The organism is Paraburkholderia sp. PREW-6R, assembly GCF_039621805.1.
Classification (GTDB): Bacteria; Pseudomonadota; Gammaproteobacteria; order Burkholderiales; family Burkholderiaceae; genus Paraburkholderia.
Genome location: NZ_CP155073.1, coordinates 3223459 through 3249065, shown reverse-complemented (window position 1 = coordinate 3249065; position 25607 = coordinate 3223459). Strand labels below are relative to the sequence as shown.

The window sequence follows — 25607 nt, the reverse complement described above, 5'->3', positions numbered from 1 at the left end:
GGCAGGCTCGGCGCTTCGTCACGCTCGCTGCCGGCAATGCGCAGAAGCGCTGCGCAGGCACGCTTCTCACTCGCCTTCGCGTAACGCGTCAGCCACTTCGGCGACCACCGTTGTCCAGTCGCCAAGCAGTGTCTGCCTGAACAGCCTCATGCGCGGATACCAGGGCGTATCGCTGCGCGCTTCGAGCCAGCGCCAGTCGGAGTTGGCCGGCAGCAGCAGCCACACCGGCTTGCCCAACGCGCCCGCCAGGTGCGCGACGCCCGTGTCGACGGAGATCACGAGGTCCAGGTTCATGATCAGCGCGGCCGTGTCCTCGAAGTTATTCAGATGGGCGGTGAAATCGTGCGCGCCGAATACCGACGGTGCGTGGGCGAGTTGCGCGTGCGCGGGCCCTTTCTGCAACGCGTACCAGTCAACGTGCTGCACGCTGGCGAGCGCCGCCAGATCGGGCAATGCCATCGAGCGGTAAAGGTCGTTGCCGAACGTCGGGCTGCCGGCCCACACGAGCCCGACTTTGCGCCGGCCCCCACCGGCCACGCCGACGCGCTTTCGCCACGTCTTCACCCTGGCTTTGTCGGCGAACAGATACGGGACGCTGGCCGGAATCGTCGATAACTGCATGCCGATGCAACAGGGAATGCTCAGCATAGGCACCCAGAAGTCGTACTCGCCTTGCGGCTTGCCGCTATACGCCCGGCGCACGCCGGGTGTCCGCGCAACGAGCGGCAGCAGCGGCTCGCGCACGCAGACATCGACGGTCGCACCGCGCTGTTCGAGCACGCGCGCAAAGCGCAGAAACTGGAAGTGGTCGCCAAAGCCCTGCTCGCCGACAATCAGCAGACGGCGGCCGCTGAGCGGTTCGCCGCGCCATTCCGCCACACCGGGCACCGCGAGCGCCTCATAGTCGCTTTTGCGCCAGCGCAGCGCGAATTCGGCCCAGCCACGCGTGTAGTCGCCGCGCTTGAGCAGCAGCCACGCCAGGTTCTGATGCGCGTCCGCGTAATTCGGATCGAGCGACAGCGCATGACGATAAAAGCCTTCTTCTTCGTCGAGCCGACCCTGCGCGCCAAGCGAACCGCCGAGACACACCAGGTTGGTCGGATTGGGCTTCAGCGCGACGGCGCGCCGGTAGTGCGCTTCGGCGCCCGCATAGTCGCCGCGCTTGCCGATCGCGGTGCCCAGGTTGACGTGCGCTTCCGCGTAATCGGCGCGCAGTGCAAGCGCTCGCTCGAAGCTCACGATCGCCGCCGCGACCTCGCCTTTCGCATTGTGCGCATTGCCCGCGTTGAAGTGCGCTTCCGCCGACGCCGGGTCGAGCGCCAACGCGCGCTCGTAGCAGGCCAGCGCCTCGTCGAACTTGCGCTGCTTCGCGAGCGCCGTGCCCAGATTCAGATGGACGTCGACAGCGGCCGGATTCACGGCGAGCGCGAAGCGGTATTGCTCGATCGCCTCGTCGAGCGCGCCTTGTGCCTGTAGCGCGACGCCGAAGTTGTTGCGGGCGTCGGCGAAATCCGGTTTCAATTGCAGCGCCTGGTCATAACAGATCATGGCTTCGTCGAGATGGCCGAGCGAGGCGGCGACGAGGCCGCGGTTGCTCCAGCACGCGGCGTCGCTCCGGTCGATCTTGAGCGCCTGACTGAGCAGCCCGGCTGCGAGGTCGTGGTTGCCCCGTTGATGCTGCAGCACGCCGAAGTAATGCAACGCTTTCGTGTGTTTGGGAGCGAGCGCAAGTGCTTCGCGATAGATCGGCTCGGCGGTGTCGAGCCGGCCTGCCTGATGCGCTTCGAGTGCTGCGTCGATCAGCGACGCGAGATAGGCGGCAGGTGGTGCGTCGCCGCGCGCCGTGTCGCGATGCGATGGATGGTCCATGAAGGCTCGCTGGAAAGCACCGGCAGCGAGCACTGCATGCGCCGGTGGATGGATGGGAGACATCCACCAGCTTAAGGTTTGGGTCGCTCGCGAGACGTTCGGAAGCTTCTGAATCGACCGAGCATCTTTCCGCTCGTGCATTCTGTTCGCTGACGCATCGCGGGTGAACTTTCCGCAATGCGCCAGCGCATCTCCGGTAATGCGCAGACGCCTACAGAAACATCAGGAAATTCAACAGGAAGATATTGACGACGAGCAGGGTGAGCGCGGTAGGCACCTGCACCTTGATTACCGCGTTCTTGTCCGGCAACTCCAGCAATGCCGCCGGGACCATGTTGAAGTTCGCGGCCATCGGGGTCATCAGCGTGCCGCAATAGCCGCAGAACATGCCGATAGCGACCATCACGGCCGGATTGCCGTGAAACACGCCAACCAGAATCGGCACGCCGACGCCGCCCGTCATCACCGGGAACGCTGCGAAGCCGTTGCCCATCACCATCGTGAAGAGCGCCATGCCGATGCAGTACGTGGCCACCGCAATGAAGCGATAGTCGAGGCTGATGTAAGCAGTCGTGACGTGAGCCACGGCCTTGCCCACGCCCGCGTCCGAGAACACGAGTCCGAGCATGCCGAGCATCTGCGGCAGAACCGCAGCCCAGGACAGCGCGTCGACGAGGCGGCGCGCTTCCTTCATCGACTGGCCGACCGTGTCGCGTGTCAGCACGCAGGCAATGGCCAGCGCGATCACGCAGCCAATGCCGAAGCCGATCAGCGTGACGTTTGCCTTCTCGATCAGCGGCAAACCGCCGAACACCAGATGGCTCGCCGACAGCGTGACGAGCACCGTGACGACCGGAATGGTCAGCGCGGGCACGAACAGCTTGTTGCCAAGACGCGCGGCGCTCGCTTTGCGTGCTTCGAGCGACAGCAGTCTCGGCTTGCCCGCGGTGACGCCGCCAAAGCCGGCAATCAGCGCCATGACGATCACCGCAATGCCGACCACGGCGGGCGGCAGCCTGTCGCCGATCAGGAAGATCAGCGCATAGAGAATCCAGAAGCCGCCGGCAGTGAGGCGGCGCGGGTGCTCCCGGTCCGTGATGATCATGCCGCCGATCACGAGCAGCACGATGCCCAGCAGCCAGAACAGATATGTGATGGTGAGCGTCATGCTTTGTCTCCTGCGGCAGGTTGCGTCGGCGATGCCGGGGCGGCGCCAGCCGCGCTCCTGATCGGCGTATTGCCGCGCAATTCACGTTCGAGTCTGCGGTCGAGCAGATAAAGGCGGAAGCCGTGGACGAGGAACGCGCAGATCGCGGTCGGAATGCCCCACACGGCCACGTGAATCGGCTCGACGACGATGCCGGCTTCCTTCAGGAAGGTCGTCATCAGCACGATCGCGCCGAACGCGACGAACACGTCCTCGCCAAAGAAGAGCCCGACGTTGTCGGTCGCCGCCGAGTACGCGCGCAGTTTGAAGCGCACCGCTTCGCTGATCTTGCCGTAACGGGTTTCGGTCGCGCCTTCGGCCATCGGCGCGATCAGCGGACGCACCATTTGCGGATGACCGCCCAGCCCGGTCAGGCCGACCGCCGCCGTGAGTTCCCGCACGAGCAGATAGACGATCAGCAGACGCCCGGCCGTCGCGGCCTTGATGCTGCTGATCCACGTCTGCGCACGCTCGCGCAGACCGTGTCGTTCGAGCAGGCCGATCACTGCGAGCGGCAGCAGGATGATCAGCGGAATGTTGCGGGTCTTGATAAAACCGGTGCCAATTTCAGCGAGTATTTTTTCAGGCGGGAAATGCGCGGCCAGACCGGTGATGATCGCGGCAACCGCCACGATCAGCATCGGATTGAACCGCAATAAAAAGCCGACGATGATAACGGCCACGCCGATGAGCGGCCATAGACTGACTGTTGTCTGCATCTGGATCTCCAAACAGGGTTTCAACCTCGCCGCTTATGGCGGCTCACGTGGGCCGGCGCCTGATGATCCATGCGCCGTCTTGTTGCCACGGCTCTTGTCGGCCGTGTTGCTTCGACTACACCTGCTCTGCGTCTACATCTACGTCTGACTGCATTGACTGCTATAGCGGTATTGCAAAAGCGTCCCGCACCTGGCAAACGCCCCGCGGGGGAGCGGGGCGTTCGGGGCGTGGCAGAAGTTGATCGCGGAGTCTGGAGCCGCGTCGGTCGCGCGAGCTTCAGACGCTCGCGGCGCCCGCTGCGTGGACCGCGATACCCGCCTCTTCCAGCGCATCGCGGATGCGCCGCGCGAAGGCCAGCGCGTGCGGGCCGTCGCCGTGCAGGCAGATGGTCTGCGCGTTCAGCGTGACCCACTGACCGTCCACGGCCTGCACGCGTTGCTCGCGCACCATGGCGAGTGTGCGCGCCAGCACTTCGTCTTCGTCCTCCAGCAGCGCGCCGGGCTCCTTGCGCGGCACCAGCGAGCCGTCGGACCGATAGCCACGGTCGGCGAACACTTCTTCGATGGCGGTCAGCCCCGCGTTGCGGGCGGCTGTCACGAGTCCGCTGTTCGCCAGCGCGAACACCGCGACCGAAGGGTCGAAGTCGTGCACGGCGCAGACGATCGCGTCGGCAATTCTCGGATCGCGCGCGGCCTGGTTGTACAGCGCGCCGTGCGGCTTGACGTGCGCAATGCGGCCGCCCTCCGCCTGCGCAATCGCCGACAACGCGCCAAGCTGGTAGAGCACGCCCGCATATATCTCTTTCTCCGGCAGATCCATCTCCTTCCTGCCGAAGTTCTCAGGGTCGTTAAAGCTTGGATGCGCACCGATCGCGACGCCTTTTTGCACCGCCCACCGCACACAGTCGCGCATCGCGTTGGCGCCCCCCGCGTGCCAGCCGCACGCAATGTTGGCGGAACTGACGAGGTCGAGCAGCGCCTCGTCGGAGCCGCAGCCTTCGCCGAGATCGGCGTTCAGATCGATTTCCATGGTGTACCTCTAGTCTCAAAAAACGCCGGGCCTTTGCGTGAATCAGCGTTGCCTGCCTGTCCGGTTGCTCGAAAAACTCGACGACAGGCGCCTCGCCGGCACGCGCCCGTTATCAGAGAGCCGCGACGGCCGCCTGCCGTTCGCAGCGTTCTTCATGCATCGTGATCGCGGCGTCGATCTGCCGCAAATACGTGCGCTCTTCCACTAAAGCGTGACGCGCCTCGTAAGGCGTTGTCGGAATGAAGCGGATCGCCGCGTTCAGCCGTACCTGCGCGAGCTTCCACAGATCGGCCTGAATCACCGCGCCGATCTTCGGATAGCCGCCGGTGGTCTGCGCATCGCTCATCAGCACGATCGGCTGGCCATTCGGCGGAACCTGGATCGCGCCGGGCAGCACGGCATGCGAGAGCAGGTCGGCTTGGTGGCTACGCTTGAGTTCGGTGCCCGCGAGGCGATAGCCCATGCGATTGCTGTTTGGCGTGACGAGCCATTCGTCGGACCAGAACGACTCCTGCGCCGCCTCGGTGAAGCTTGCATATTCCGGACCGCGCAGCACGCGGATCGGCACTGCCCACGGCACGCCCGCCGGATGACGGCCGCGCCGCAACGGCTCATGAACGAGCACGAATTTGCACCACGCGGGCGCCTTCACGCCGAATTCCGGTGCTTGCGGCGTGAAGCCGACGTGGCCGCGTTGCGGCGGCACGCCGACCGGCAGGCGGTCGCCGTCGCGCAACGCGCGTCCGCCAAGACCGCCGAACTGGCCAGCCAGGTCGGTGCTGCGTGAGCCGAGCATCGGCAGCACGTCGATGCCGCCCGCCACGCACACATAACCGCGCATGCCACGTTTGGCCGCGTTCAGCACCAGTTCCTGGCCGGCCTGGACGGGCAGACTCCACCATGAATAGACCGGCTTGCCGTCGAGCGTCGCGCCGAACTCGGTGCCGGTGATCGCCACTCGCGTCGCGCGCAGAAAGCGCAGCACCGTGGGACCAAACGTGATTTCGAGGCCGGCCGCATCCGGCCGGTTGCCGACCAGCCGATTGCCGACTTCGAGCGACAGCCGGTCCAACGCTCCGCCGAACGCGACGCCGAGATGCCGGTATCCGTGTCGGCCGAGATCCTGAACGGTCGTCAACAGCCCCGCGCGAATGACATCGATCATGCGTGGATCCCCGCAATGGTGAAGCGCACGCGGTCGCCGGGTTGCAACAGGGTGGGCGGGCGGCGCGTGGGATCGAACAGCGCGGTATCGGTGCGGCCGATCAGTTGCCAGCCGCCGGGCGAAGTGGCCGGATAGACGCCAGTCTGCTCCCCGCCGATGCCCACCGACCCCGCCGGCACTTCCAGCCGCGGCGACGCGCGGCGCGGTGTATGCAGCGCCGCGTCGAGGCCGCCCATGTACGCGAACCCAGGCTGGAAGCCGAGGAAGAACACCACGTACTCGCCGTCCGAATGGCGCTGCACGACCTCGCGCACGCTCAAGCCGGTGTGATCGGCGACCGCCTTCAGGTCCGGGCCGAACTCGCCGCCGTACTGGACCGGAATGTCTACGTCGCGGCCGGCCGCAGTGCTTTCGCTGGCCGCATGCCAGGCCGATTGCAGCCGTGCCGTGAGCGCGCTGATGTCGGCTTCGAGCGGGTCGAACACGAGCGTCAGGTTGTTCATGCCCGGCACGACCTCGAGCACATGCGGCCAGTCGCGGGCGGCCTCGGCGGCGGCCCACACGCGCCGCTGGCAATCCAGCGTGGCGGGCGGCGGTGCTTCGCACACGAGCGCGGCGTCGCCGAGCGGGAAAATCTTGGGTTGGCTCATTGGTTAGCGGCCCAGGTGGAGTCGAACATTGCGCGCAGCGCGGCCCGATGGATTGCGAGCAGCATCGGGCCGGCGACGATAGGAGCGTACATTATCAATAAAATATCAACAATTTCTCAATAAGAGTTTCCGCCAGGCTCGCCGGGACGATGCGCTCGTCGTACACTCCCGACACCTTCCCCTCCCGTTTGCCGAGAATTTTCATCATGTCGCGCCATCCCACCAAGATCGTCTCCTCGGAACATCTCGTGTCCGAGACAAGCGCGGAACTGTCCGAGCTGGAATACGCGCTCATCATGGCGGGCAACGCGTTCAACCGATGGATGGTGCGCTGCATGTCGGCAGCCGGCGACAAGGACATGACCGCCATCGAAGTCTCCCTGCTGCACCATGTCAGCCATCGCGAACGTCGCAAGAAGCTCGCGGACATCTGCTTCGTGCTGAATATCGAAGACACGCACGTCGCCACTTACGCGTTGAAGAAGCTCGTCACTAGAGGGTATGTAAAAAGCGAAAAGACCGGCAAGGAAGTGTTCTTCTCGGCAACCGACGCGGGCCGTGAACTGTGTCTGAAATATCGCGAGGTGCGCGAGAGCTGTCTTATCTCGACGCTGAAGGAAAGTGGCCTCACCAATGAGCAGATCGGCGAGGCGGCGCAATTGATGCGCAACGCTTCAGGGCTGTATGACACCGCGGCGCGGGCGGCGGCGTCGTTGTAAAGGCCCCTCAGCCGGGATAGGCGCTGGCCTCGGTCACGATCAGATCGAGCGCAATGTCGTGCGCTTCGCGCTGTAAGGCTTCGGTGCGGCAGGCTTCATACGCGATGCCTACCGTGACCGGCTTCTTCGGGCCCGGCCACGCGGCGAGCGTGCGATCGTAGTAGCCGCCGCCATAACCGAGCCGGTAGCCGTGCGCGTCGAAACCGACACATGGAACGAACAGCAACTGCGGCACGATCACGCGCCCCGAGGTGGGCTCGGCGATCTTGTGATGACCGGTCTTCATCGGCGTTTCCGGCGTCCACGCATGGAACTCGAGCGGCACGCCACGGTCCTTGACGACGGGCAGACTCGCGACGCGCGCCGCATCACCGGCGAGCCAGATCGCGATGGCCGCACGCGCGTCGAACTCGCCGGCGAGCGGCCAGTAGAAGCCCACGCTGTTCACGCCATAACGCTTTAACGCATCGAGCATGCGGCGGCCGAGCGCGGCATTGCTGGCTGGCTTGGAAGCCGCCTCTAGCCTTGCTTCCAATAGCCTCCGACGCAGTGCCTTTTTCGATTCCGCGACGGGGTTGCATGCTATGCTTGATGTCAATTCGCGCTCCAGAAACAACGATGTCAAAACGCCTTTACCGAGTATATCGCGCGGCCGGTCTGGCGCTTGCCGCTGCGGCACTCGTCGCGTGCAGCACGGCCTCAGCCGTCAAGCCTGTTCCTCTCTCGCAACTTACGAACGACGACCAGATCTTCGTCCAGCTTCGCGAAGCCGCCCGCAGCAACGACGCGGGGCGAGCAGCGCAACTGGCGAGCATGATCCCGAACTATCCGGCGCCGTCCTACCTGGAGTACTTCCAGCTCAAGCCACAACTGTTCGATTCGAGCGGTCATGCGCGTGTCGACGCTCCGGACGCGCCCGTGCTGTCGTTCCTGCAGCGCTACGACGGCCAGGCGATCGCGGACCGCATGCGTAACGACTACCTCACGGTGCTCGGCGCACGTCACGACTGGCGCAGTTTCGATCAGCAATACGCGCGCTTCGTTCTGAACGACGATACGCAGGTCAAGTGCTACGCGCTCGAATCGCGCGCGGCCCACGGTGAAAACGTCGCCGACGCGGCGCGTGCGCTGCTGGTCGATCCGAAATGGTATGGCGACGGTTGCGTCGACCTGATCAACGCACTCGCCATCAATCAGCAGTTCAGCACGGCGGATGTCTGGCAACAGATCCGTCTTGCCTACGAACAGAACTACACGAACACAGGCGCCAAACTCGTCGACGCGCTGAGCAACCAGCCGCCCGATCCCGTGTTGTTCGGTCAGGCCACGAGCACGCCGCCGCTGTTGCTCGCACGCGGGGTCGGTCCGGACACGCAGTCGCATCAACTCGCGTTGCTGGCCATCACGCGCATGGCACGCAACGACCCGGCTATGGCCGCGGCCACGTTCGCTTCGGTCGCGCCGTCGCTGAGTTCGCCGGAACGCGCAATCGGTTGGGGCACGATTGCCTATCAGGCGGCCACCAGACAGATGCCGAGCGCGGTGGACTGGTATCGCCTGTCGGTCAATGCGCCGCTCTCCACGCCCGCGTATGAGTGGCGCACGCGCACGGCGCTCCTCGCCGGCGACTGGACAATGGTGCGCTGGTCGATCGAACAGATGCCCGAGGCGCTGCGCAATCAGCCTTCGTGGGTGTACTGGCATGCGCGTGCGTTGAAGCAGGCCGGCGAAACCGCCACGGCCAATCAGGAATTCCAGTCGATCTCGCAGGGTTACAACTTCTACGGCCAGCTTGCTGCGGAAGAACTCGGCCAGAAAATCGTGGTTCCGCCAAAAACAATGGTTAGCGACGCCGAAATCCAGCAAGCCGGCAACACGCCAGGCTTCGATCTCGCACAGCGTTTCTATGCGCTGAACCTGCGGCTGGAAGGCAATCGCGAATGGAACTGGCCGCTGCGTACCATGAGCGACCGGCAACTGATTGCCGCCGCCGAATACGCGCGTCGCATCCAGCTTTACGACCGTGCGGTGAACACGGCCGACCGCACGAAGAGCGAACATGATTTTTCGCTGCGTTATCTGTCGCCGTTCAAGGACATCGTCGAGCGCGATTCTCAATCGAACGGCCTTGACGTGGAATGGGCATACGGGCTGATTCGCCAGGAATCGCGTTTCATCATGAACGCACGCTCGGACGTCGGCGCGAGTGGATTGATGCAGTTGATGCCCGGCACCGCGCAACTGGTCGCCAAAAAGATTGGGCTTGGTCCCATTTCGCGCGACCAGATGAACGACATCAACACCAACATCCTGTTGGGCACGAACTATTTGGCGATGATTTACAATCAGTTCGACGGGTCCGCCGTGCTCGCCACCGCGGGTTACAACGCGGGTCCGGGCCGTCCGCGCAACTGGCGGCAATCGTTGCAGCATCCGGTTGAAGGCGCGATCTTCGCCGAAGCGATCCCGTTCCAGGAAACGCGCGACTACGTGAAGAATGTGTTGTCCAATACGGTCTACTACGCGGCATTGTTCGAAGGCCGTCCGCAATCGCTGAAGGCGCGACTGGGTTACATTGCACCGTAAGCGCCGTGCCGCCGCTGCATCGTCCTGATGCGGCGGCGCGCCACGCCAGCCGTTGCCGCGGCTTCCACCCAGGGAGTCGAAAATGCGACACAAAGCCATTGCGATCATCGGCGGGTCCGGTTTTATCGGCAGCCATCTCGTCAACGCCCTTGTCGAAATGGGCAAAGACGTGCGCATCGCCACACGGCGGCGCTACAACGCCCGCCATCTCACCATGCTGCCCATCGACGTGATCGAGACCGACGTCTTCGATCCGGTCCAGCTCGCAGGCTTCGTCGAGGGCGCGGATTGCGTGATCAACCTCGTGGCGATCCTGCAAGGCAAACGCGGCAAGCCGTACGGCCCGGATTTCGCGCGCACGCACGTCGAGTTGCCGACCAGAATCGTGGCGGCCTGCGAAGGCAAGGGCGTGCATCGTTTGATTCACATCAGCGCGCTTGGCGCCGACTCGAATGGCCCGAGCATGTATTCGCGTTCGAAGGGCGACGGCGAGAAGGCGATCCATGCGGCAAATCTGGCATGGACGATCATGCGGCCGTCGGTCGTGTTTGGCCCGGAAGATCAGTTCCTCAACAAATTTGCGTTCCTGCAGCGCGTCTTTCCGGTGATCCCGCTCGGCATGCCGGACGCGCGGTTCCAGCCGGTCTATGTGGACGACGTCGCGAAGGCCATCGTCAACGTGCTCGATCTCGACGCGGCCAGCCGGCAGACGTACGAACTGGGCGGCCCGACCGTGTACACGCTCGAAGAACTCGTCAAATATTGCGGCGACGTGATCGGCAAGCACGCGCGCATCATACGGCTGCCTGAAACCCTGGCGCGGCTGCAGGCGCTGAGCTTCGAGCTCGCGCCCGGCGAACCGGTGATCTCGCGAGACAATCTGGATTCAATGAAAGTGGACAACGTGCTGAGCGGGCCGCTGTCGCCGGATCTTGGGATTATCGAGCCGACCGCCATCGAAACCATCGCGCCGCTCTACCTGACGGGCGCGTCCACGCGGTCCCGTTTCGACACGTTCCGCGCGAGCGCCGGGCGCTAGAATCTCGGCTTTCTCCCGACAGTTACCCAGCATGAAGCTGCTTATAGGCGACAAGAATTACTCGTCATGGTCCATGCGTCCGTGGCTGCTGTTCACGCACTTCGGCATCCCGTTCGAGGAAGTGCTGATCCATTTGAACCAGCCGGGCACCAACGCCGAGGTGCTCGCGCATGCGCCAACGGGCCCAGGCAAAATTCCCTGTCTGATCAGCGATGACGGTGCGGCCGTGTGGGATTCGCTCGCAATCGCAGAGACGCTTGCCGAGCGCTACCCGCAACATGCACTGTGGCCGCACAACGCGGCGGCGCGCGCTCACGCCCGCAGTGTCAGCGCGGAGATGCACTCGGGCTTCGGCGAACTGCGCTCGAACATGTGGATGAACATTCGCGCTTCGTTTCCGGGCAGGAACGCGACGCCTGGCGCGCTGGCCGACATCGCGCGTATCGAGGCGATCTGGCGCGACTGCCTGCAAACCTATGGCGGCCCGTTTCTGTTCGGCGAGTTCAGCATCGCCGACGCGATGTATGCGCCGGTCGTGATGCGTTTCAGGACGTGGCAGCCGGCATTGTCGGACGTGTCGCTCGCGTACGTGAAGCGTGTGACCGCATTGCCCTCGGTGCAGGCGTGGATCGACGCCGCGCTGAAGGAGACGCACACGATTCCGTATCAGGACGTCTGCCCATGAACATCTATGCGGTAGGCGGGGCGATCCGCGACGAACTGCTTGGCGTGCCGGTGCAGGACCGCGACTACGTCGTGGTGGGCGCCACGCCGGAGCAGATGGCGGCGCAGGGCTACCGTCCGGTGGGCAAGGATTTTCCGGTGTTCCTGCATCCGCAAACGCATGAGGAATACGCGCTTGCGCGAACCGAGCGCAAGACGGCGGCCGGCTATCACGGCTTCCAGTTCTTCTACGCACCCGACGTCACACTGGAAGAAGATCTCGCGCGCCGCGACCTCACCATCAACGCCATGGCGCGCGAAGTGCGCCCGGACGGTGAACTGACCGGCCCGGTAATCGATCCGTTCAATGGTCGGGCCGACCTGCATGCACGGCTCTTCCGTCATGTCAGCAACGCGTTTCTTGAAGACCCTGTGCGGATTTTGCGAATTGCGCGCTTTGCGGCGCGCTTCGTCGACTTCACCGTCGCGCCGGAAACCATGGCGCTGATGCGCAAAATGGTCGCCGACGGCGAAGTGGATGCACTGGTCGCCGAGCGCGTCTGGCAGGAAGTGTCGCGTGGATTGATGGAGAAGCAGCCTTCGCGCATGTTTGGCGTGCTGCGCGAATGCGGCGCGCTGGCGCGCATTCTGCCGGAAATCGACGCGCTGTTCGGCGTGCCGCAGCGCGCCGACTATCACCCGGAAGTGGACACGGGCGTGCATGTGATGATGGTCGTCGACCACGCCGCGCAACAGGGCTATGCGCTGCCGGTGAGGTTCGCCGCGCTGACGCACGACCTCGGCAAGGCCACGACGCCCGCGGACGTTCTGCCACGCCATATCGGGCACGAAGAGCGCAGCGTGGATCTGCTCAGGCGGCTGTGCGAGCGGCTGCGCGTGCCGAACGAGTGTCGCGATCTCGGTCTGCTGGTGGCGCGCGAGCACGGCAACATTCATCGCGTGATGGAAATGGGCGCGGCGGCGCTCGTGCGCTTGCTGGAGCGCAGCGACGCGATCCGCAAACCGGCGCGCTTCGCCGAGGCGTTGCAGGCCTGCGAGGCGGACGCGCGCGGCAGGCTGGGTTTTGAATCGCGCGATTATCCGCAGGCCGAGCGCTTACGCGTCGCGCTGGTTGCCGCGCGCGCAGTCGACGCTGGCGCGGTGGCGAAGCGACTCGCCGATGCGCCGGCGGGCATTAAGGACGCGGTGCATCAGGAGCGGGTGAGGGCGGTAGAAGCGGCGTTGGGGTAAGCGGCGGTGAGACAGACGGCGTGCAAGGCCGCGTGCAAGGCGGTCTGGCGCGTCGTCGCGGGGCCGCCCGCTTTAAAGCATTCTTGCGATCAGCGACAACAGCATCGACAACACCAGCGTCGACATGAACGGAAACTGATAAACACGCCCGAAGAGGCGCACCGTCACATCACCGGGCATGCGGCCAATGCCGATCTTCCTGAGCCACGGCCAGCATGACGACAGCACCGCCACCGCGATAAACGTTGTCAACAGCCAGCGGATCATCGCAAGGCTCCGGAAAAAATCACAGCGTATGCGAGCGGTCGCCGCTGGAGAACGCCTTGAGCGTCTCCGTCAGTCCGCGCGAAAAGGCAATCACTTTGAACAGCTCGCCCATCTCCGCTTCCGACAGCAATTTTTGCACTGCGTTGGCGGCGGGCAGGAAGCGCGTGGTGTCGGTCGGATCGATCGACGAAAGCGCGTCGGTAATACCCGCATTCATCAGAAAACGCGCCTGCGAGGTGAAGCCCAGCAGATCGGCGCCTGCTTCGACGCCCGCTTCGGCGATGCCGGTGAATTCCACATGCGCGGTGATGTCCTGCAAGCCCGGATAGAGGAACGGGTCGCCATGCGCGCGGTGCCGGTAATGGCACATCAACGTGCCTTGCGCCCGCTGCGCATGGTAGTACTCGTGCTGCGGGAAGCCGTAATCGATGAAAAACGCCGCGCCGCGCGTGAGCATCGTGCAGACGGTGCGGATGAAGGCGCGCGCGGCGTCGTGCGTCTCGGTCACGTAGTTTTCGCCGAACGTTTCGATTTCGGCGAGCAACGCGTGGTCGGCCGGTCCGGAACGTGTCACGGGCCGGTCCTCGAAAGCGAACGCTTCGTCGCGCCATACCACGCCGCGCTCGTGCCAGACGCCGCCAAGGTTGGCAAACAGCTTCACGGGCATTGCGTCCAGCACCTCGTTGCCGATCACCACGCCTTCGAACTGTTCGGGCAACGCATCCAGCCAGCGCACTTTCGCCGCCAGCGCCGGCGCGGCGGCTTCGATCGTTTCGCGCTGACGCTCACGCAGTTCGCCCGACAGATCCACGATCGAATAGCTGTCGAACTCCACGCCCAATTCGTCCAGCGCATTGACGAGGCCCGCAGCCAGTTTGCCCGTGCCCGCCCCGAATTCCAGCAGGTTCCGCGTGCCGCTCGCCTGCAGAGCCTCGGCGACCGGACGCGCCAGCGTCGGCGCGAACAGGGGGGACAGCTCGGGCGCGGTGACGAAGTCGCTGCCGTCGTCGCCACGTAGCCCGAATTTGCGCGCGCCACCGCTGTAATAGCCGAATCCCGGCGAGTACAGCGCGCGTTCCATGTAGCGGTCGAACGGCAGCCAGCCGCCGGCGGCTTCGAGCTCCGCGCGCAATTGCGCGACCAGCGCTTCCGACTGGGCAAGCGCGCCTGGGCCGGGAGCAGGTAAACTATCGGGTTGGTGAGCTATCGGATTCATCCCCGCATTGTAAATGACCGTCTCTCTGGACACCGCCGGCGCGCCCGCGCCCGATATGCCGCGCGTCGTGCTGATTACCGGCGCCGCCCGCCGTATCGGGCGGGCGCTTGCGCTGGGCTTCGCGGCTCGGGGCTGGGACGTGGCCGTCCATTACGGCAGTTCGGGCGAGGAAGCGGGCCAGCTGGTTGCCGAAATCACCGCTTTGGGGCGCCGTGCAGTCGCTCTGCAGGCCGAATTGGGTGACGAAGCCGCGGTTAAGCGGCTTTTGCCGGCGTGTATCGCCGCGCTCGGCCGTCCGGCGTGCATCGTCAACAATGCGTCGCGTTTCGAGGAAGATACGGCGCGCGACGTCGGCTACGACCTGCTGTTGAAGCTGACCGCGATGAACGTCGGCGCGCCGCTGGTGCTCGCGCGCATGCTGTTCGAGGCGACGCCCGAGGCCGCGTACACCGACGAAAGCCAGCGCGGCGTGGTGATCAACGTGCTGGATCAGAAGTTGTACAACATGAATCCGGACTACCTGTCGTACACGCTGACCAAGGCCGCAATGCAGACAGCGACCGTCGCGCTCGCTCAGGCGCTCGCGCCGAAGGTCCGTGTGGTCGGCCTTGCGCCCGGTCTGACCATGCAGTCGGGCGACCAGACGCCGGACGGATTCGAGGCCGCCCACCGTGTTACGCCTCTGGGTCGCGCGTCGCGGCCCGAGGATATTGTCGCCGCCGCGCTGTATCTGGCCGATGCAGCGGGCGTCACCGGAACGACGCTGGTGGTCGACGGCGGGCAGCACCTCGTGCCGCTGCCGCGCGACGTAATGTTTTTGACGGGCGCCTGACGCGCGCGCGGCTCGCCGACCGGCCAGCCGTGACGCTGTAAAACGCCCCCTTGCGTGCAACGCACGCCTTTTTCGACTGGAACGAACATGTTTGCCGCTCTTTCGCATCCCCGGCTCGCCGATTGCCGCCGGCTCTTTCTGCGCAATTACGAAGTGCACATCAACATTGGCGTGCACGATTTCGAGAAGCGCGGCGAACAGCGCGTCGTGATCAACGTCGAACTGTATGTGCCGCTCGCGCTCTCCACGCCGGTTCAGGACAGGCTCGCCGAAGTGGTCGACTATGATTTCATGCGCTCCACCATTTCGCGGCGCGTCGAGCAGGGGCATATCCATCTGCAGGAAACGCTGTGCGACGACCTCGTCAAGACCATGCTCGAGCATCCGCAGGTGCGCGCCGCGCGCGTGTCGACCGAGAAACCCGACGTTTATCCAGACTGCGACGCCGTGGGCGTTGAAGTTTTCCGCATCAAAGAGGATTGAGCCATGAACGCGCCAGAAATCCTGAATAACGATGCCGACTCCGGCGTGAAGGTCAAAACTCCGCTCACGCGCCGCGAGCAGAAGGAAGCCTACGAGAATAACAAACTGTTCAAACGCCTCGCGCGCCAGGTGGGGCAGGCGATCGGCGACTTCAATATGATCGAGGACGGCGACAAGGTGATGGTCTGTCTGTCCGGCGGCAAGGACAGCTATGCAATGCTCGAGATCCTGATGCGGCTGCGCGAGCGCGCGCCGATCAACTTCGACATTGTCGCGGTGAATCTCGATCAGAAACAGCCGGGCTTTCCGGAGCACGTGCTGCCGGAATATCTGAAGCAACTCGACATTCCGTTTCACATCGAGAATCAGGACACATACAGCATCGTCAAGCGGCTGGTGCCGGAGGGCAAGACCACCTGCTCGCTGTGCTCGCGGCTGCGGCGCGGCATTCTGTACCGCGTGGCGGGCGAACTCGGCGCGACCAAAATCGCGCTTGGTCATCACCGTGACGACATTCTGCAGACGCTGCTGCTCAACATGTTCTACGGCGGCAAGCTGAAGGGCATGCCGCCCAAGCTGCAATCGGACGACGGCAAGAATATCGTGATTCGCCCACTTGCCTATGTGAAGGAAACGGATCTGGAAAAGTATGCGGAATTGCGCGAATTTCCGATTATCCCGTGCAATCTGTGCGGCAGTCAGCCGAATCTAAAACGCGCTGAAATGAAGGCGCTCGTGCGCGATTGGGAAAAACGTTTTCCGGGGCGCATCGAAAACATGTTCAATGCATTGTCGAATGTCGTGCCGTCACACTTGATGGACCCCAAGCTGTTCCAGTTCGCCAGTCTGCGCGCCACGGGCGAAGCCGATTCACAAGGCGATATCGCATTCGATGAAGACCCGTGTTCGAGCGAGTCGGGCAACACCACAATGCTCGGTGCATCAAAACCAATATCGATTGTTCAGTTCGACGACGTTTGATGGAAAGCGCCCCACCGCATGGGGCGTTTTACCTGTCCGCAATGAGTTCAGGGCCGCATTCGCGGCCTTTTTCACTGGAGGTCGCATGATAGAATCGACCGCTCCAAACTCGTCTTATATGCCGACGCCATGAACATCGTGATTTTGGCGGCAGGCACCGGTAAGCGCATGCGTTCCGCGCTTCCCAAGGTGCTCCACCCCCTGGCCGGCCGGCCGCTCCTCGCTCATGTCATCGACACCGCTCGCGCGCTCAAGCCCACGCATCTCGTCGTGGTGATCGGTCATGGCGCCGAAGCCGTGCGCGAAGCGGTCGCGGCGCCAGACGTCAAGTTCGCTGTGCAGGAGCAGCAACTCGGCACCGGGCACGCGGTGCAGCAGGCGCTGCCGCTGCTCGATCCTTCGCAACCCACACTCGTGCTGTACGGCGACGTGCCGCTCACGCGCGCCAGCACGTTGCAGGCGCTCACCGAGTGTGCAGGGCAGGGTGGCTACGGCGTGCTCACCGTCACTCTCGCGGACCCGAGCGGCTATGGGCGTATCGTGCGCGATCAGCAAGGCAAGGTGTCGCGCATCGTCGAACAGAAAGACGCGACCGCCGAGCAACTGAAGATTGCCGAAATCAACACGGGCATTATCGTGGCGCCTACCGCGCGACTCGGCGGCTGGCTCGCGTCGTTGAAGAACGACAACGCGCAGGGCGAGTTCTATCTGACCGACGCGGTCGAGATGGCGATCGAAGCCGGGCTCGAAGTCGTCACCACGCAGCCTGACGAAGAGTGGGAAACCCTCGGCGTGAACAGCAAGCAGCAACTGGCCGAACTCGAACGCATCCATCAGCGCAACGTGGCGGATGCGTTGCTGGTGGCCGGCGTGACGCTCGCCGACCCCGCGCGTCTGGACGTGCGCGGCACGCTCGAATGCGGTCGCGATGTCTCGATCGACGTCAACTGTGTCTTCGAAGGCCGCGTCAGCCTGGCCGACAACGTCACCGTCGGGCCGAACTGTGTGATCCGCAATGCGTCGATCGGCGAGGGCACGCGTATCGACGCGTTCACGCATATCGAAGGCGCCGAAGTCGGCGCGCACGTCGTACTCGGACCGTACGCGCGGCTGCGCCCCGGCGCGTCGTTGCAGGACGAGTCGCACGTCGGCAACTTCGTCGAGGTCAAGAATGCGGTGCTCGGGCGCGGCTCGAAAGCGAATCACCTCACGTATATCGGCGACGCCGACATTGGCGCGCGCGTGAATATCGGCGCGGGTACGATCACCTGTAATTACGACGGCGCGAACAAATTCCGCACCGTCATCGAAGACGACGTATTCGTGGGTTCGGACACGCAACTCGTCGCGCCGGTGCGCGTCAAGCGTGGCGTGACGATCGCGGCGGGCACGACGGTCTGGAAAGACGTCGAGCAGGACATGCTGGTTCTGAACGACAAAACACAAACAAGCAAGCCGGGCTTTGTTCGCCCAACCAGGAAAAAGAGCTGATGGACACGACGCGCGCGACGAGGCGCGCTCCTTGAAACCCAGCACAGAATAGGATTCAGCCATGTGTGGCATTGTCGGCGCTGTTGCGCAACGTAATATCGTTCCCGTCCTGATTGAAGGACTTCGTCGCCTCGAGTATCGCGGCTATGACTCGTGCGGCGTCGCCGTGCTCGGCGAAGACGGTCCGCGGCGCGCACGCAGCGTCGCACGCGTGGCCGATCTCGACGATCAGGTGCGCGAAAGCCATCTCGAAGGCGTGACGGGCATTGCGCATACACGCTGGGCGACACACGGCGCGCCGGTCACGGACAACGCACACCCGATCTTTTCGAAAGACGCGCTCGCGTTGGTACACAACGGCATCATCGAGAACTACGAGTCGCTGCGCGACATGTTGCGCAACAAGGGCTACGTGTTCGTCTCGCAGACCGACACGGAGGTGATTGCGCATCTCGTGCACAGCCTTTATCAGGGCGATCTGTTTGCCGCCGTGCGCGAAGCCGTCTCGCAGTTGCACGGTGCTTACGCGATCGCCGTGCTGCACAAAGATCAGCCGCATACGGTCGTCGGCGCGCGCCAGGGTTCGCCGCTCGTCGTGGGCCTCGGCGACGGTGAGAACTTCCTCGCATCGGACGCGCTGGCGCTCGCCGGCAGCACCGAGCGCTTCATCTTCCTCGAAGAAGGCGATGTCTGTGAACTGACACTTGGCGGCGTGAAGATCGTCGACCGCGACGGTGCGGCAGCCGAGCGCGACGTCCGGCACGTCGCGGCTTACGGCGGCGCGGTCGAACTCGGGCCGTATCGTCATTTCATGCAGAAGGAAATCTTCGAGCAGCCGCGCGCGATCACCGACACGATTCCGCAAGCCGATTCGTTCGACGCGTCGCTGTTCGGCGAAGGCGCGGACAAGGTGTTCGCCGAGATCGACAGCCTGCTGATTCTTGCGTGCGGCACGAGCTATTACTCGGGTCTCACGGCAAAGTACTGGCTGGAATCCATTGCGAAGATTCCAACGCAGGTGGAAATTGCCAGCGAGTATCGCTATCGCGAGTCAGTGCCGAATCCCAAGGCGCTGGTCGTGGTGATCTCGCAATCGGGCGAGACAGCGGACACGCTCGCCGCGCTCAAGCATGCGCAGTCGCTTGGACACAAGCACACACTGGCCGTGTGCAACGTCGGCACGAGCGCGATGGTGCGGCTCACCGAACTGTCGTTCTTGACGCATGCGGGCCGGGAAATCGGTGTGGCGTCGACCAAGGCATTTACGACGCAACTGGTCGGCCTGTTCGTGCTGGCGGTCACGCTAGCTAGCTTGCGCGGGCAACTCACGGAAGCGCAGGAGGCTGACTATCTGAAGCAGCTGCGTCACCTGCCGGCTGCACTGAACAGCGTGCTTGCACTCGAACCGCAGATTATCGCGTGGTCGGAAGAGTTTTCGCGCAAGGAAAACGCGCTGTTCCTCGGGCGCGGTCTGCATTACCCGATCGCACTGGAAGGCGCGCTGAAGCTGAAGGAAATTTCATACATTCATGCGGAAGCCTATCCGGCAGGCGAGTTGAAGCACGGTCCGCTCGCGCTCGTGACAGAAGCCATGCCGGTCGTCACAGTCGCACCGAATGACGCACTTCTGGAAAAGCTCAAGTCGAACATTCAGGAAGTGCGCGCCCGCGGCGGTCAGCTCTACGTGTTCGCTGACGCGGACACGAAGATCGTCAACGACGAAGGTCTGCACGTGATCCGTATGCCGGAGCACTACGGTTTGCTGTCACCGATTCTGCACGTCGTACCGTTGCAGTTGCTCGCGTATCACACGGCGTGTGCGCGTGGAACGGATGTGGACAAGCCGCGGAATCTGGCGAAGTCAGTGACGGTGGAGTGAGGGGGCGCGGCGAGAGGCACGCTTGCCGCGTTTAACCGCCTACATTGCTATCTCGTCTGGTCAGGGTACACCAGTCGCCTGACGTGCATGCGTCCGGGCGGCTCGAAATACGTTCCAAAGCGAACCAGCCCGGCTTTTTTCAGATGGCAGACCATCGTGAAGCTCGCGAGCAGTCCGGGGTCAGGATTGTCGTTGATCTCGATGCCGACCGAACGAAGGCGCGGCTCGAACTTCAGCAGCGTGCTTTCCATCTGATTGCGAAGATCGTGGACCGACGCCGGCAGGTTTCTGTAGACATGAGTGAGGTCGGGCAGTCCATAGTCCGGGATATGCTTCAACGCGCCGGCGCGCGTGTTGAGGATGCGCCGGACGTTCGCCTGAACGCTCAGGATTTCCAGCGTATGGTCGGAATGGTCATCGAGCGCCTCACCGTCGATGTGGCCGAGCAGCATGTCATAGAGAGACGGTCCTGCGGGCATGGCATGGCTTCCTTCAGGCAATCGACGCTTCTGGCGTCGTAGGGTCGCTGTCTGGCGCAACGCGATCGATAAGATCGATCGTCAGGCTGCCTTCGGCTGAACTGGAAAGTATGATCTTCGCGGACGTCATGTCTCCGACCATGCGCGTCAACAGTCCGCGGCAGAGGGCCGGGCGCACGCGTTGATCGAGGCACGCATCGACATGACGTGCGCCGGAATTCCGAGCGAGGCAGCGTTCGGCCATTGCAGCGACCAGTGAATCGTCGCAAACCAGCTTGCCCGCATGCTGCCGGCGTAGTCGTTCGGCAACCTTCTCTAATTTCAAAGGAATCAGGATCGCTCGTTCCAGCTATCCTTGTGAATGATGTTGCCGTCCTTGTACGACCAGGTGATCGTTTCGTAGCGCAGCTCGACTTCCTCGAGGTGGTTGTGCTTCTCGAAGGCGGGGTTCTTGATGTCGAGCATCTTCGGACGCACGGCGACGACCTTGACGTTATCGAGCTTCGTGTTGAAGTACTCTTTTTCCTTGCCCGCGTCGTCGATCTTGTACCACTTGATCTCGGCCGATTTCAGCGTCTGGCCGCTCGTGACCGCCTTGTAGAGGTACGGCGTCGACGCGTCGGTCTCCTTGACTAGCGTGATCGGCGCGTGAACACGTGTGCCCGTCAGCTTGCCCGTATTGCCGTCGGTCGGAATATGCAGGCCATGATCGAACGCGGTGATTTCCACGCTGCCTTCGCGGCCTTGGACAGTCACGGATCCCTTGATAGCAGCGCCACCATCATCCGTGAGCCACATGTATGACGGAATTGCCATTGCTTTACTCCCTTCTTCTTGCTGCGACAATCGCCCGGCGTCAGTGACCGGGCTTCAGAATCCCGAAGCGGAGCGCTCCGGGGCCAAAACCTGTCCGTCAGTTCGTCGCGTCCGGCACCAGCGTGATTTCCACGCGGCGATTCTTCGCGCGGCCTGCATCGGTATCGTTGCTGGCGATAGGACGCGTATCGCCATAACCCTGAATGGCAAACTGCGTCGCCGGGATCGCAGACGCTTCGATCAGCCAGTCGCGTACCGCTTCGGCGCGCGCGATGGATAGTGTGAGATTGCTGTCGGCGTTACCGACGTTGTCGGTATGGCCGGCTACGAGAATCCGCTTGCCAGGATGCGCCTTGATCATTTCGAGTGCGTCCACCATGACCCGCGTCGACCCGGCTTTGAGCTGCCCGCGGCCACTGTCAAAGAGCGACATGCTGTTAAGCGTCACGACGGTTGGCGGTGGCGAAGGTGGCACGTAGGAGGCAATCGCCTGGTCGAGGGCGGGGACCAGTTGGTTGCCCCGGTACATGCCGAAAGCGAGGGGCAGCGGCACGCCCGTGCGCGCGTACCGGTCGAGTTGATCGCGGTCGCCGGCCAGCGCCTGCAGCGCGTTTCGCCTTGCGAGGTCATGTGCGGCCGGGATCATCGAGTAGCGACCAAGGTCGGTGCCGACGCGCGCCATCAGCGCCTCGTTGTTTCTCGCCGCGCCCCAGAAGGCGACGGCCGCCGCGCAGCCAAGCAGTGCAAGTGCTTGAGCGAAGGCCGTCACGTGCGGCGACATCCAGTGCCGGCGGGGCATGGCCTCGATCAGTGGCTGCGGAAGAGGCCAAGGGAGCGGCGAGGCCACCGCTGCTTTCCGCTTCACTCCAACCTGCAACTCGACGTCGCGTCCCCACGGATTGCCCGGACCGCTCGCCGGACCGCAGTCAATCCACGCGGCACCGAACAGGGCGCACGGCGCTGCCGGCTGCTGCCGGTCCGTCAGCGCCCCGAATACGACGCGCTGCGTCCATCCGATAAGGGAGGTGAGCGCAGCGGCACGGGCGGCAATGTTGCGATCGCCTGCCGCCTGCTGGACCTCGTTTTCGGCCGCGCAGATGACTGCTTCAAAACGCTCGGCGCTAGTGAGGCGCACGGCCGACGACACGCCATACCAAGGTGAGGGGAAAAGATTGATGGCGCTTTGGGTCCCTGCGCTCAACGCCGATTCGTTCAACCGGAAGCCATCCCCAAGAGGCGTGACGGCGGGATGTCCGTCAGCCGAGAGCCGCTGATAGACCGCGACATACCCGGGCAGTCCTGCGCCCAGCGCGCGGGCCGCGTCGGCGACGGCCTGTCGTGTGATGCGCAGTTGTTGCATGAGTACGTCCGCGCCAGTGTGCACGGCGGGTGCCACGGCCAGCACGACACCGTCCGGCGCACGGCCGTCACGCCACTGCCTGACCGCCACGGCAAGTCGCGGCAGATCCTGCACCCGGTCGAGCCGCAGCCAGATGCCGCCGTCGCCGACGTGCACCTGTCGCGCCTTGCCGGCCCGGTCGAAGATCGCCGGCAGGCCGTCGCCAGTCACCAGAACGACAGGCATCCGGGTGCGTAGCGCGACCGGAATATCCGCAGTCGCGGTACCCAGCGCAGCAAGCGCATGCGCACCGTGATTACGCGCACGGGAAAGCTGGTGCGTGCTCCATACTGCAACCGCGAGCGCAAGGATTCCGATGATGACCGTAAGCGTCCACGCCACACCGCGACCGGGCGTCAGCACCAGCCAGATCACCGAAAGCGTCAGCGCGGCCGTGTACACGGTCATCGTGCGGAAGGGATAGCCCAGCCACTCGTAGTCGCGATCGGGCACACGCGCCTGCGTCGCGGACAGGGCGGCCAGATCGGATTTCACGGCTTTACGCCCTTCGCCTGCATGAGGGTCATGAGGTGCGCAAGTTGCGCGTCGAGTACCGTTGCCCATACGACCCAGACGATTACCGCGACGACGCAGACGAGACCCGCGACAGCCCAAGGAGAGACACGATAGAACCAGTCCGACAGACGCGGTCCGGCGCGGTCCGCTACAAACGCCCGCGCTGACGATGGGCGAAGCGTTGCCAGTTGCGTATTCAGCGCCGCAATCAGGGCTACGCGTTTCGCTTCACCTTCGCGCGCATAGCGGCCGACGAAGCCCAGGCCCAGGATCGCCGAATAGCATTCGAGCAGGTCGATGTTTGGCGACGGTTCCCTCATGCGTGCGTCAAGCCGCTCGAAAACGGTCTCGCCCGCGTCGTGCAGGTTGAATTTCTCGACCTGCAACGGCTTGAGCGTCCAGCCGGCACGCAGATCGTCGGGCAGATAGCGTAGCGCCGTTTCATCGAGCAGTCCGCATTGGGCAATCAGCGCCTCCCGGCGCACATCGTCGGGATAGCTCCGACGCGATAGCGCTTCGGAAAAACGCTCAATCAGCCGGCTGCAACGCTCGCGCAGTCCATCGGCGTCCACGGCCTCGCCACCGGACGCAAGCGACGTCACCAGCAATGCGGTGTCGCGAAGCCGATCGCGAATGCCGCCGCCCGCGCCGCGCGCGGTGCCGGCGTCCAGCAGACCAGCCTCGCGTCGATTAGGAGTCTGAAATTTCATGAACGTAGCACCGCGTAAAGTTCAAGCGACGCGTCCGGCAACGACGCCGGCAGGTAGATCTGGCAGGCTCGCGCCGCAAGCATCTTTGCGTGTGCGGTGCTGGTCGGGTCGAGCGCAAAGTACTGATTATCAAGACGTACGGGAATGGCCGCCGGCACCCGTGGCACGGCCTTCAACGGAATGCCCAGCAGCGCCGAATTGACGATGTGCTCGACGTCGTCCGGCGAGCCGATCTTGCAAAGCCGCGGGAACTGCTCGACGAGCTCCAAGGCGGGCACGGGCGCATTGACCGACAGGTACCAGTCTGCTGTTTCAGCGGCGATGCGCTCGTCGAGGAACTGACCGGTCCAGTTCGTCGGCCCCTTTCGCGTCAGCCCAATCGATACGACACGCGAGGGAATGATTGCATCGAGCAGATCGCGAATTTTCGACTCGAGCTTCGCAAAGACATCGTCCGCATGGATATGGTCGTACGCGGGGATATCCGTGAGTTGTGCGCCGGTCGAGAACGTCATCAACACGCTCGCCAGCTGGGCGAGTGCCACGTACAGCTGTTCGGGCGAGCGGCCAGGGTGTGTAGCGAACAGTCGAAGCTGTGGCCACGTTGCATGAATGCCGTGAAGCAGCCAGAAGAGCTGCACGTCGGCGACGCCATATTCGGCAATCTGCTCGATGCGTTCGCTGCGACGCGCACCCAGTGCAAGGCTTTTGGCCTGCAGGATGTCAGCAAGGCGGTTCACACGTTCGAGATGACGCGGATGGCTTCCGAGGGTCAGGCACGGCGGCACGAACCGTTGATCCAGCTGGAACTGGCCGTTCGTGGCGCGGGTGAGCCGCGCGACCGCGCAGATCGTGTCATCCGCGTGCGATTCGAAATCGAATAGCAAACGCACCGCATGACGCTCCACCGCGATTTCGGTTTCCCCGCTGCCGTTCAGGTCCGTGACCTTGATGAACTCACGATACGCGCGGCGCGGACGCGCAAGCGATATTTCATCGAAGCGGCAGTTGTTCCCGTTTGCATCCGGCAATGCGAGCGCGGCCAACACGGTGACACTTTGCCGGTCGGCGGGTATGCCCTGCGTCAGATCGCGTGCAGGCGGCAACGCATCGGCCACCGCCGTGTCGAGCGCCGTACCGTCCGGAAAGCGCAGCTTTAGCCGTGTGAGTTTAAGGCGGCTCGTGGCAAGCGCCTCTTCGTCAACCTCGACGTCAAGCGTGCCCCAAGGCTCCGCAAGCGCTGCGCTGGCGAACTGCTGCACCGCGAACGCCGTCCACCGGTCCTGCTGCTGGAAGTGCTGCTGCGTAAGGATAAGCCCTTCATGCCAGAGCGGTTTGTTGATCCGCATACGTGTGGTGTACGTGTTTTTGTCGATATTGGAAGAACGGATTCTAATTGGATATTTTATAAAATCGTATACTTCGAATGATTAATTAACATTGCGGACTTTTGGATTATTTTAAAGATTGCGTCTTTAGTGAGATGAGTTGATCCCGCCAGCACTGAGAAAATCTGTTTTTCCATATGTCACATGACTATCTCACAAATAAGATTTGGGATGCGAAATCATGAAAGCCCCGATGGGCGGGACTTATGGCCATTCGATCGTCGCTCGAATCAATGGCTTAACTCGTGATTG

At 63.5% G+C, this 25607-nt stretch carries 25 protein-coding genes; 10 read left to right on the top strand and 15 right to left on the bottom strand.

Features of this window, described 5'->3' with window-relative positions; all coding sequences use genetic code 11:
* Window positions 1-66: 66 nt before the first annotated feature.
* From AAGS40_RS14380 to pxpB, 6 genes are all read right to left on the bottom strand, one after another.
* Window positions 67-1869: a tetratricopeptide repeat protein gene (locus AAGS40_RS14380; protein ID WP_345812133.1), complete on the bottom strand. Its 1803-nt coding sequence runs from the start codon at window positions 1867-1869 to the stop codon at window positions 67-69.
* A 211-nt stretch (window positions 1870-2080) separates the two neighbouring features.
* The gene (locus tag AAGS40_RS14375; protein WP_345812132.1) at window positions 2081-3037 is read right to left on the bottom strand and encodes a DUF979 domain-containing protein; all 957 of its coding nucleotides are present in this window, start codon (window positions 3035-3037) and stop codon (window positions 2081-2083) included.
* Window positions 3034-3795, bottom strand: a complete 762-nt coding sequence (locus tag AAGS40_RS14370; RefSeq protein WP_345812131.1) for a DUF969 domain-containing protein — start codon at window positions 3793-3795, stop codon at window positions 3034-3036. Before AAGS40_RS14370 ends, AAGS40_RS14375 begins: the two co-directional genes overlap by 4 nt.
* A gap of 277 nt (window positions 3796-4072) precedes the next feature.
* On the bottom strand, window positions 4073-4825 hold the full coding sequence (gene pxpA, locus AAGS40_RS14365) for a 5-oxoprolinase subunit PxpA (RefSeq protein ID WP_345812130.1): 753 nt from the start codon (window positions 4823-4825) through the stop codon (window positions 4073-4075).
* Window positions 4826-4937: 112 nt separating this feature from the next.
* The gene (locus AAGS40_RS14360) at window positions 4938-5990 is read right to left on the bottom strand and encodes a biotin-dependent carboxyltransferase family protein (RefSeq protein WP_345812128.1); all 1053 of its coding nucleotides are present in this window, start codon (window positions 5988-5990) and stop codon (window positions 4938-4940) included.
* A complete protein-coding gene (pxpB, locus tag AAGS40_RS14355) occupies window positions 5987-6640 on the bottom strand; it encodes a 5-oxoprolinase subunit PxpB (protein ID WP_345812127.1) in 654 nt (217 codons plus the stop codon). Before pxpB ends, AAGS40_RS14360 begins: the two co-directional genes overlap by 4 nt.
* 206 nt (window positions 6641-6846) lie before the next feature.
* Here pxpB and AAGS40_RS14350 point away from each other — a divergent pair, with 206 nt between their 5' ends.
* Window positions 6847-7359, top strand: coding sequence for a winged helix DNA-binding protein (locus AAGS40_RS14350; RefSeq protein WP_345812126.1), 513 nt, complete (start codon window positions 6847-6849; stop codon window positions 7357-7359).
* Between the two features lie 7 nt (window positions 7360-7366).
* Here the strand turns inward: AAGS40_RS14350 and AAGS40_RS14345 are convergent, their stop codons facing one another.
* Window positions 7367-7957 (bottom strand): 5-formyltetrahydrofolate cyclo-ligase, encoded by a 591-nt coding sequence (locus AAGS40_RS14345; protein ID WP_345812125.1) that lies wholly within the window; start codon window positions 7955-7957, stop codon window positions 7367-7369.
* A gap of 20 nt (window positions 7958-7977) precedes the next feature.
* On the opposite strand from AAGS40_RS14345, the gene AAGS40_RS14340 reads away from it, so the two are divergent.
* The 4 genes from AAGS40_RS14340 to AAGS40_RS14325 all read left to right on the top strand — a co-directional run bounded on the left by AAGS40_RS14340 (window position 7978) and on the right by AAGS40_RS14325 (window position 12898).
* Window positions 7978-9945, top strand: a complete 1968-nt coding sequence (locus AAGS40_RS14340; RefSeq protein WP_345812123.1) for a transglycosylase SLT domain-containing protein — start codon at window positions 7978-7980, stop codon at window positions 9943-9945.
* 82 nt (window positions 9946-10027) lie between these two features.
* On the top strand, window positions 10028-10984 hold the full coding sequence (locus tag AAGS40_RS14335; protein WP_345812122.1) for a complex I NDUFA9 subunit family protein: 957 nt from the start codon (window positions 10028-10030) through the stop codon (window positions 10982-10984).
* A gap of 31 nt (window positions 10985-11015) precedes the next feature.
* Window positions 11016-11669 (top strand): glutathione S-transferase family protein, encoded by a 654-nt coding sequence (locus AAGS40_RS14330; protein WP_345812121.1) that lies wholly within the window; start codon window positions 11016-11018, stop codon window positions 11667-11669.
* Window positions 11666-12898 carry a multifunctional CCA addition/repair protein gene (locus AAGS40_RS14325; RefSeq protein WP_345812120.1) on the top strand — a complete coding sequence of 411 codons (1233 nt, stop codon included), beginning with the start codon at window positions 11666-11668 and terminating at the stop codon, window positions 12896-12898. The genes AAGS40_RS14330 and AAGS40_RS14325 overlap by 4 nt, the downstream gene beginning before the upstream one ends.
* 72 nt (window positions 12899-12970) lie before the next feature.
* Here AAGS40_RS14325 and AAGS40_RS14320 read toward each other — a convergent pair whose 3' ends face one another.
* Window positions 12971-13165 (bottom strand): DUF2905 domain-containing protein, encoded by a 195-nt coding sequence (locus AAGS40_RS14320; protein ID WP_345812119.1) that lies wholly within the window; start codon window positions 13163-13165, stop codon window positions 12971-12973.
* Window positions 13166-13184: 19 nt separating this feature from the next.
* Window positions 13185-14381 carry an SAM-dependent methyltransferase gene (locus AAGS40_RS14315; protein WP_345812117.1) on the bottom strand — a complete coding sequence of 399 codons (1197 nt, stop codon included), beginning with the start codon at window positions 14379-14381 and terminating at the stop codon, window positions 13185-13187.
* Between the two features lie 13 nt (window positions 14382-14394).
* On the opposite strand from AAGS40_RS14315, the gene AAGS40_RS14310 reads away from it, so the two are divergent.
* The 5 genes from AAGS40_RS14310 (at window position 14395) to glmS (ending at window position 20047) form a co-directional block, all read left to right on the top strand.
* Entirely contained in the window at window positions 14395-15213 is an 819-nt protein-coding gene (locus tag AAGS40_RS14310; protein ID WP_345812116.1) for an SDR family oxidoreductase, read from the top strand.
* A gap of 87 nt (window positions 15214-15300) precedes the next feature.
* Window positions 15301-15696 (top strand): dihydroneopterin aldolase, encoded by a 396-nt coding sequence (locus AAGS40_RS14305; RefSeq protein WP_345812115.1) that lies wholly within the window; start codon window positions 15301-15303, stop codon window positions 15694-15696.
* A gap of 3 nt (window positions 15697-15699) precedes the next feature.
* Window positions 15700-16677 carry a tRNA 2-thiocytidine(32) synthetase TtcA gene (ttcA, locus tag AAGS40_RS14300; protein ID WP_345812114.1) on the top strand — a complete coding sequence of 326 codons (978 nt, stop codon included), beginning with the start codon at window positions 15700-15702 and terminating at the stop codon, window positions 16675-16677.
* Window positions 16678-16806: 129 nt separating this feature from the next.
* Window positions 16807-18168, top strand: a complete 1362-nt coding sequence (glmU, locus tag AAGS40_RS14295; RefSeq protein WP_345812112.1) for a bifunctional UDP-N-acetylglucosamine diphosphorylase/glucosamine-1-phosphate N-acetyltransferase GlmU — start codon at window positions 16807-16809, stop codon at window positions 18166-18168.
* 61 nt (window positions 18169-18229) lie between these two features.
* Window positions 18230-20047, top strand: a complete 1818-nt coding sequence (gene glmS, locus AAGS40_RS14290; protein ID WP_345812111.1) for a glutamine--fructose-6-phosphate transaminase (isomerizing) — start codon at window positions 18230-18232, stop codon at window positions 20045-20047.
* Between the two features lie 47 nt (window positions 20048-20094).
* On the opposite strand, the gene tssE is transcribed toward glmS, so the two are convergent.
* The 6 genes from tssE to tssK all read right to left on the bottom strand — a co-directional run bounded on the left by tssE (window position 20095) and on the right by tssK (window position 25316).
* Window positions 20095-20526, bottom strand: coding sequence for a type VI secretion system baseplate subunit TssE (tssE, locus tag AAGS40_RS14285; protein WP_345812109.1), 432 nt, complete (start codon window positions 20524-20526; stop codon window positions 20095-20097).
* A 13-nt stretch (window positions 20527-20539) separates the two neighbouring features.
* Window positions 20540-20851 carry a hypothetical protein gene (locus AAGS40_RS14280; protein ID WP_345812108.1) on the bottom strand — a complete coding sequence of 104 codons (312 nt, stop codon included), beginning with the start codon at window positions 20849-20851 and terminating at the stop codon, window positions 20540-20542.
* Window positions 20852-20856: 5 nt separating this feature from the next.
* A complete protein-coding gene (locus AAGS40_RS14275) occupies window positions 20857-21342 on the bottom strand; it encodes an Hcp family type VI secretion system effector (protein ID WP_345812107.1) in 486 nt (161 codons plus the stop codon).
* Between the two features lie 97 nt (window positions 21343-21439).
* Window positions 21440-23236, bottom strand: a complete 1797-nt coding sequence (locus AAGS40_RS14270; protein ID WP_345812106.1) for an OmpA family protein — start codon at window positions 23234-23236, stop codon at window positions 21440-21442.
* On the bottom strand, window positions 23233-23967 hold the full coding sequence (locus AAGS40_RS14265) for a DotU family type IV/VI secretion system protein (protein ID WP_345812105.1): 735 nt from the start codon (window positions 23965-23967) through the stop codon (window positions 23233-23235). The genes AAGS40_RS14270 and AAGS40_RS14265 overlap by 4 nt, the downstream gene beginning before the upstream one ends.
* Window positions 23964-25316: a type VI secretion system baseplate subunit TssK gene (gene tssK / locus AAGS40_RS14260; RefSeq protein WP_345812104.1), complete on the bottom strand. Its 1353-nt coding sequence runs from the start codon at window positions 25314-25316 to the stop codon at window positions 23964-23966. The genes AAGS40_RS14265 and tssK overlap by 4 nt, the downstream gene beginning before the upstream one ends.
* Window positions 25317-25607: the final 291 nt, after the last annotated feature.

What these genes read in the sequence shown, in the direction of transcription:
- glmU (WP_345812112.1), top strand. Translation starts at nt 16,807, where the DNA reads ATGAACATCGTGATTTTGGCGGCAGGCACCGGTAAGCGCATGCGTTCC.
- AAGS40_RS14265 (WP_345812105.1), bottom strand. Translation starts at nt 23,967, where the DNA reads ATGAAATTTCAGACTCCTAATCGACGCGAGGCTGGTCTGCTGGACGCC.
- AAGS40_RS14370 (WP_345812131.1), bottom strand. Translation starts at nt 3,795, where the DNA reads ATGCAGACAACAGTCAGTCTATGGCCGCTCATCGGCGTGGCCGTTATC.
- AAGS40_RS14340 (WP_345812123.1), top strand. Translation starts at nt 7,978, where the DNA reads ATGTCAAAACGCCTTTACCGAGTATATCGCGCGGCCGGTCTGGCGCTT.
- pxpB (WP_345812127.1), bottom strand. Translation starts at nt 6,640, where the DNA reads ATGAGCCAACCCAAGATTTTCCCGCTCGGCGACGCCGCGCTCGTGTGC.
- AAGS40_RS14305 (WP_345812115.1), top strand. Translation starts at nt 15,301, where the DNA reads ATGTTTGCCGCTCTTTCGCATCCCCGGCTCGCCGATTGCCGCCGGCTC.
- AAGS40_RS14275 (WP_345812107.1), bottom strand. Translation starts at nt 21,342, where the DNA reads ATGGCAATTCCGTCATACATGTGGCTCACGGATGATGGTGGCGCTGCT.
- AAGS40_RS14375 (WP_345812132.1), bottom strand. Translation starts at nt 3,037, where the DNA reads ATGACGCTCACCATCACATATCTGTTCTGGCTGCTGGGCATCGTGCTG.
- AAGS40_RS14330 (WP_345812121.1), top strand. Translation starts at nt 11,016, where the DNA reads ATGAAGCTGCTTATAGGCGACAAGAATTACTCGTCATGGTCCATGCGT.
- AAGS40_RS14310 (WP_345812116.1), top strand. Translation starts at nt 14,395, where the DNA reads ATGACCGTCTCTCTGGACACCGCCGGCGCGCCCGCGCCCGATATGCCG.
- tssE (WP_345812109.1), bottom strand. Translation starts at nt 20,526, where the DNA reads ATGCCCGCAGGACCGTCTCTCTATGACATGCTGCTCGGCCACATCGAC.
- AAGS40_RS14360 (WP_345812128.1), bottom strand. Translation starts at nt 5,990, where the DNA reads ATGATCGATGTCATTCGCGCGGGGCTGTTGACGACCGTTCAGGATCTC.
- AAGS40_RS14335 (WP_345812122.1), top strand. Translation starts at nt 10,028, where the DNA reads ATGCGACACAAAGCCATTGCGATCATCGGCGGGTCCGGTTTTATCGGC.
- pxpA (WP_345812130.1), bottom strand. Translation starts at nt 4,825, where the DNA reads ATGGAAATCGATCTGAACGCCGATCTCGGCGAAGGCTGCGGCTCCGAC.
- AAGS40_RS14325 (WP_345812120.1), top strand. Translation starts at nt 11,666, where the DNA reads ATGAACATCTATGCGGTAGGCGGGGCGATCCGCGACGAACTGCTTGGC.
- AAGS40_RS14350 (WP_345812126.1), top strand. Translation starts at nt 6,847, where the DNA reads ATGTCGCGCCATCCCACCAAGATCGTCTCCTCGGAACATCTCGTGTCC.
- AAGS40_RS14315 (WP_345812117.1), bottom strand. Translation starts at nt 14,381, where the DNA reads ATGAATCCGATAGCTCACCAACCCGATAGTTTACCTGCTCCCGGCCCA.
- tssK (WP_345812104.1), bottom strand. Translation starts at nt 25,316, where the DNA reads ATGCGGATCAACAAACCGCTCTGGCATGAAGGGCTTATCCTTACGCAG.
- ttcA (WP_345812114.1), top strand. Translation starts at nt 15,700, where the DNA reads ATGAACGCGCCAGAAATCCTGAATAACGATGCCGACTCCGGCGTGAAG.
- AAGS40_RS14320 (WP_345812119.1), bottom strand. Translation starts at nt 13,165, where the DNA reads ATGATCCGCTGGCTGTTGACAACGTTTATCGCGGTGGCGGTGCTGTCG.
- AAGS40_RS14380 (WP_345812133.1), bottom strand. Translation starts at nt 1,869, where the DNA reads ATGGACCATCCATCGCATCGCGACACGGCGCGCGGCGACGCACCACCT.
- glmS (WP_345812111.1), top strand. Translation starts at nt 18,230, where the DNA reads ATGTGTGGCATTGTCGGCGCTGTTGCGCAACGTAATATCGTTCCCGTC.